Source organism: Georgenia thermotolerans (assembly GCF_009193185.1).
Lineage (GTDB): Bacteria > Actinomycetota > Actinomycetes > Actinomycetales > Actinomycetaceae > Georgenia > Georgenia thermotolerans.
On the sequence record NZ_VUKF01000043.1, the window covers coordinates 33003 to 39271 of the forward strand.

At 72.5% G+C, this 6269-nt stretch carries 4 protein-coding genes; 3 read left to right on the forward strand and 1 reads right to left on the reverse strand.

From position 1 onward, the window contains the following. Positions 1-19: 19 nt before the first annotated feature. The gene (locus tag GD970_RS17205) at positions 20-757 is read right to left on the reverse strand and encodes an SDR family NAD(P)-dependent oxidoreductase (protein ID WP_170297328.1); all 738 of its coding nucleotides are present in this window, start codon (positions 755-757) and stop codon (positions 20-22) included. A gap of 386 nt (positions 758-1143) precedes the next feature. Here GD970_RS17205 and GD970_RS17210 point away from each other — a divergent pair, with 386 nt between their 5' ends. The 3 genes from GD970_RS17210 to GD970_RS21755 all read left to right on the forward strand — a co-directional run. Beyond that, positions 1144-3948, forward strand: coding sequence for an aconitate hydratase (locus GD970_RS17210; protein WP_152204136.1), 2805 nt, complete (start codon positions 1144-1146; stop codon positions 3946-3948). Positions 3949-4107: 159 nt separating this feature from the next. Continuing rightward, on the forward strand, positions 4108-5397 hold the full coding sequence (locus tag GD970_RS17215) for a serpin family protein (RefSeq protein WP_152204137.1): 1290 nt from the start codon (positions 4108-4110) through the stop codon (positions 5395-5397). Between the two features lie 251 nt (positions 5398-5648). After that, a partial coding sequence (locus tag GD970_RS21755) for a hypothetical protein (RefSeq protein ID WP_226925427.1) occupies positions 5649-6269 on the forward strand: 621 nt, incomplete at its 3' end.

A 6269-nucleotide genomic window follows, 5' to 3' on the forward strand; every position in this document is an offset into this window, starting at 1 on the left:
CCGGCCTCGGCCGCGCCCGTCAGCCGGCCGGGACATCGGTCAGCTCGGCCCGTTCCGGGCCGTGGGGGATCTCGATGCGCGCCTCGCCGGTGCGCAGGGCCCGCAGGATCACTTTTCCGACGTACTCGGCGCTGTGCACCACCACGCCGGGCACGAGCTCCAGGCCCGGCGTGATGTCCCGTCCGGCGAAGCCGGTCCCCGTGATCGACGGGGCGACCAGCGAGACGAGGACGCCGTCGTCGCGCAGCTCCTCGCGGGCGACCGTGGTGAGCACGTCGACCGCCGCCTTGGTCACCGCGTAGGCGCCGAAGCCCGGACGCGGGTTTCTGGTGGTGCCGGAGCCGACGTTGACGATGCGGCCCCGGCGCTGGGCGCGCATCGCGGGCAGGACCGCCTGCGTCAGCGCCACGACGCTGACGACGTTGAGGTCCAGGACCCGGGCGAACTCCTCGAGGTCGAGCCGGTCGAGCGGCGTGTGCAGCGCGGCCCCGGCGTTGTTGACGAGCCCGTCGATCCTGCCGAACCGCTCCAGGGTGGCGTCCACCAGCCTCCGGACGGCGTCGTGGTCGGTCACGTCGGTCTCCAGCGCCAGCGCGCCGTCGAGGCTGGCGCCGAGCCGGCGGAGGCGGTCGACCCGGCGAGCGGCAAGGACCGGGTGCGCGCCGGCGGCGTGGAGCAGGCGCGCCGTCGCCTCGCCGATGCCGGAGGACGCGCCGGTGACGATGACGACCCGCCCCGTCAGATCCAGCGGATCCATGCCACTCATCCTGCCCGAGCCGGGGGCTGCCAGCCCCGCGAGGCCCTGGGGCGAGGGGGCCGGCGAAGCCCGTGCCCCGTGCGCGGCCCGCGAGGCTCGGGCCGAGCGCGTGGGACCGCGAGGACCTCGCCCCGGCGCCCCGTGCACGCGAGCGGGCCAGGCGGCGGATCCGCGCGCTCGCCGGGCCGGCTCGGCCGCCTCCGTGCGGGCGTCGCTCCAGGTCAGGCGAGCCGCCGCCGTCCCGCGTGTCGGTGGACACAGTCGCCCCGCGGCAAGTATCTTGATATCGAGATATCCGCCGAGCGGTCGTCGTGGCACGATGACCGAGGACGCGCAGGGTGGCGCCAGCCGCCGAGGCGCAGGCCAGCACGAGCCGAGGAGCACATGTGAGCACTGACAGCTTCAAGTCCAGGGGCACCCTGCAGGTGGGGGACAAGAGCTACGAGATCTTCCGGCTCTCGGCCGTCGAGGGTCTCCAGCGACTGCCCTACAGCCTCAAGATCCTCGCGGAGAACCTGCTGCGCACCGAGGACGGCAAGAACGTCACGGCGGACCACATCAACGCCCTCGCGACCTGGGTGCCGGACTCCGAGCCCAGCACGGAGATCCAGTTCACCCCGGCCCGCGTGGTGATGCAGGACTTCACCGGCGTGCCCTGCGTCGTCGACCTCGCCACCATGCGCGAGGCCGTGACCGACCTCGGCGGCGACCCGGCCCGCATCAACCCACTCGCCCCCGCCGAGCTGGTCATCGACCATTCCGTCGTCATCGACGTCTTCGGCCGCGAGGACGCCTTCGAGCGCAACGTCGAGCTGGAGTACGGCCGCAACAAGGAGCGCTACCAGTTCCTGCGCTGGGGCCAGACGGCGTTCGACGACTTCAAGGTCGTCCCCCCGGGCACCGGCATCGTCCACCAGGTCAACATCGAGTACCTGGCCCGCGGCGTCATGACCCGCGAGGTCGACGGCGTGCTGCGCGCCTACCCGGACACCTGCGTCGGCACCGACTCGCACACCACGATGGTCAACGGCCTGGGCGTGCTCGGCTGGGGCGTCGGCGGCATCGAGGCCGAGGCCGCGATGCTCGGCCAGCCCGTCTCGATGCTCATCCCGCGGGTGGTCGGCTTCAAGCTCTCCGGCGCCATCCCCGCCGGCGCCACCGCGACCGACGTCGTCCTGACGATCACCGAGATGCTGCGCAAGCACGGCGTGGTGGGCAAGTTCGTCGAGTTCTACGGCGAGGGCGTCGCCCAGGTGCCGCTGGCCAACCGCGCCACCATCGGCAACATGAGCCCCGAGTTCGGCTCCACCGCGGCGATCTTCCCGATCGACGAGGTCACCATCGACTACCTGCGCCTGACCGGCCGCTCCGACGAGCAGGTCGCGCTCGTCGAGACCTACGCCAAGGAGCAGGGGCTGTGGCACGACCCCTCCCGTGAGCCGGAGTTCTCCGAGTACCTCGAGCTCGACCTGTCCACCGTGGTGCCCTCCATCGCCGGCCCCAAGCGCCCGCAGGACCGCATCGCGCTGTCGGACGCCAAGGAGGCCTTCGCCGACGTGCTCCCGCACTACGTGGGCGACGAGCCGGCGCTGGGCGAGAACAAGCTGGACGAGGCGGTCGAGGACACCTTCCCGGCGTCCGACCCGATCGCCGCGGGCACCGACGGCCTCGAGGAGGCCGCGGCCGAGCACGTCGTGGGCCTGGGCCTGGGCCGCGCCTCGAAGAAGGTGCCGGTGACCATGGAGGACGGTCGCCAGACCGAGCTGGACCACGGCGCCGTCGTCATCTCCTCGATCACCTCCTGCACCAACACCTCCAACCCCTCGGTGATGCTCGCGGCCGGCCTGCTGGCCAAGAACGCCGTCGAGAAGGGCCTGCAGGTCAAGCCGTGGGTCAAGACCTCCATGGCGCCGGGCTCCAAGGTCGTCACCGGCTACTACGACAAGGCGGGCCTGTGGCCCTACCTGCAGGAGCTGGGCTACCACCTCGTGGGTTACGGCTGCACCACGTGCATCGGTAACTCGGGCCCGCTGCCGGAGGAGATCTCCGCCGCGGTCAACGAGAACGACCTGGCCGTCGCCTCGGTCCTCTCGGGCAACCGCAACTTCGAGGGCCGCATCAATCCCGACGTGAAGATGAACTACCTCGCCTCCCCGCCGCTGGTCATCGCCTACGGCCTGGCGGGCACGATGGACTTCGACTTCACCAACGAGCCGCTGGGGAAGGACAAGGAGGGCAACGACGTCTTCCTCAAGGACATCTGGCCCTCCGCGGCCGAGGTCGAGGCGACCATCGCCAGCTCCATCGACCGGGAGATGTTCCAGGAGGACTACGCGGACGTCTTCGCCGGCGACGAGCGGTGGCGCGCCCTGGAGACCCCCGAGGGCAAGACCTTCGACTGGCAGGGCGACTCCACCTACGTGCGCAAGCCCCCGTACTTCGAGGGCATGCCGGCCCAGCCCGCGCCGGTCCAGGACATCGCCGGCGCGCGCGTCCTCGCCAAGCTGGGCGACTCGGTGACGACGGACCACATCTCCCCGGCCGGGTCCATCAAGCCCGACAGCCCGGCGGGCAAGTACCTGGCCGAGCACGGCGTGGCCCGCCGCGACTTCAACTCCTACGGCTCGCGCCGCGGGAACCACGAGGTCATGATCCGCGGCACGTTCGCCAACATCCGGCTGCGCAACCAGCTCGTGCCCGGCGTCGAGGGTGGGTTCACCAAGAACTTCCTCACCGGCGAGCAGGAGACGATCTTCGACGCCTCGATGGCCTACCAGGAGGCCGGCGTGCCGCTGGTGATCCTCGGCGGCAAGGAGTACGGCTCGGGCTCCTCGCGCGACTGGGCCGCGAAGGGCACCTCGCTGCTCGGCGTCAAGGCGGTCATCACCGAGAGCTTCGAGCGCATCCACCGCTCGAACCTCATCGGCATGGGCGTGCTGCCGCTGCAGTTCCCGGCCGGTGAGAGCGCGGAGTCGCTCGGCCTGGACGGCACCGAGACGTTCGACATCGCCGGCGTGTCCGCGCTCAACGAGGGCACCACGCCGAAGACCGTCAAGGTGACGGCCCGCAAGGAGGACGGTTCCACCGTCGAGTTCGACGCGGTGGTCCGCATCGACACGCCCGGTGAGGCGGACTACTTCCGCCACGGCGGCATCTTGCAGTACGTGCTGCGCCAGCTCGTCGCGGCCTGATCCCGCACCGGGCGAGGCCCCGTCCCCTTCGGGGGGCGGGGCCTCGCCCTTTTTGCCGTGGCCGCGGGCGTGGCTTCGTGACCATCCCGTGGCCTGGCGGGTGGCTTCGTGACCATCCCGTGCTTCCGGGCACCGCCGGTGGTACCTAGGTTCGTCCGTATGTTGCGGCGCGGGGCCCGGGGGAAGCTGCTCGTCCTTCCGTTCCTGCTCGCCGTCGCCACGTGCGGCGGCCCCGGCGAGGGCGTCATGCTGCGCTCCGACGTCCCGCGGCAGCACGTGGCCGTCGTCGACGCCGCCGCCGTGCCGGACGTCGTCGCCGCGACGACGGAGCTCGGCGCCGGGCTGCTCGCCGGAACCACGCCCAGACAGAACGCCGTCGTCTCACCGGCATCGGTCGCCGTCGTGCTCTCGATGCTGGCCGAGGGGGCCGACGGCGCCAGCGCACGAGAGCTGGACGGGCTGCTCGGGGCGTCGGGTGAGGCGCGCACCGCGGCGGTCAACGCGCTGCTGAACGAGCTGTCACGGCACGACGGCAAGCCGTCCGTCGCGGCAGCGGACCAGCGCCCGGACCGGCCGGTGCTCCACCTGGCCAGCCGGGTCGTCGTCGACGACGACCTGGACGTCCAGGACGCGTACCTGGACCGGCTCGCCGCCGACTACGGTGCCGGGATCGGTTCGGCGGACCTCTCCTCGCCCTCGGGCAAGGCCGCGCTGGACGCCTGGGTGGCCCAGCACTCGGGCGGGCTCATCGAACACTCGGGGATCGAGCCCGATGCGTCGCTCCGGCTGGTGCTGCAGAACAGCGTCGTGCTGGCTGCCGCCTGGGCCACGCCGTTCGATGCCGAGCTGACCACCGCAGAGCCGTTCACCACGGGTTCCGGCACGCGGGCCAGCGTCCCGACGATGCACCGCACCGGGGAGCTCGCGTACACGGCCGACGGGCCGTGGCAGGCGGTGCGTCTGCCCTACACCGACGGCTTCGCGCTGGACGTCGTGCTTCCCTCCACGGGCAGGCCGCCGGCGACGCTCACGGGCGACGAGTGGGCCGCACTCAGTGCCGCGCTGGGGACGGGGGAGACCGCCACCGACGTCGCGCTGGCGCTGCCGTCGGTGCGCCTCACCAACGCCCTGGACCTCGTGGACGGGCTGCGGCAGGCCGGGGTGCGGACGGTGTGGTCCCCGGCGACCGCTGACCTGAGCGGGATCGCCGAGGCGGACGACGGCGCACCGCTCTTCCTCGGGGCGGTCGGCCAGCAGGTGACGATGGCCATCGACGAGGCCGGCACGGTGGCCGCCGCGACGACCGAGGCAGGGGTGATGGGCGGTGCCGCGCTCGAGCCGGCGCGCCCGGTCGAGATGACGGTCGATCGACCGTTCGCGGTCCGCATCGTGCACGTCCCGACGGACCTGCCGGTGTTCATGGGTGTGGTCAACGACCCGCGCGGCTGACCGCGCGGCTCATCTCACTGGCAGCTCCACGCGCCGACACTCCCTGCTGGGGTCCTGCGGGGCTTCTCTGCTCGGCTGCCGCGGGGGTTTCCACAGGCGTGGTCGCCTTCGTGACCGGTGTCGGTGGGGTGTTCTAGGTTGTATGTATGTTCGAAGAGGAACGTGGTGGGGGCGGCGTGCCGGGCGACGAGGCCGGGGCGTGTTGCGAGGTGGCGGCGGACCGGCGGGTGTGTGAGCACATGGAGGCGGTCATGGCCCAGGCGCGGGCCGAGGCCGCGGCGGAGGAGGCGGCGGAGCGGGCGGCGTGGGCGGCGGCGCCGGTGCTGGAGGCGCGGGCGGCGGCGATCGAGGGGGACCGGCACGCCCGGGCGTTGCTGGGGTGGTGGGACGAGGACGAGCTCGCGGCGGCGTTGGCGCGGGAGGAGTGTCCGGAGTCCTTCGCCCCGACCCCGCCCACCGCGCCGGTGGTGTCGGTGCCGGGCCCGCCGGGGCGGGCGGGGTGCCTGGCGCAGGACCTGCCGGCGGGGGTGCTGGCGCAGATGGCGCCGGACGCCCAGCTGGCGGTGGTGCTGGAGGGGGTGGACGTGGCCGCGTTGGACCCGTTCGCGGCGGTGGAGGTGGTCGCGGCGTTCAAGCGGGTGGAGGCGTGGGCGGCGGGGCAGGCGGCGCTGGCGGCGGCGGAGCTGGCGCGGATGCCGGCGATGAGCGCCCAGCGGATCATCGCCCCGGGGGTGGGTGAGGAGGTTGAACCGTCCTGGGTCCGCCGGAGGGCTGGTGGGTTACGCGACCTCCGGGATGGTGGTCGCGGTTACAGCCTGCCGGTGACGGTGTTCGAACTCCATCGGGGGCAGGTTCTCGATGGAGGAGTGCAG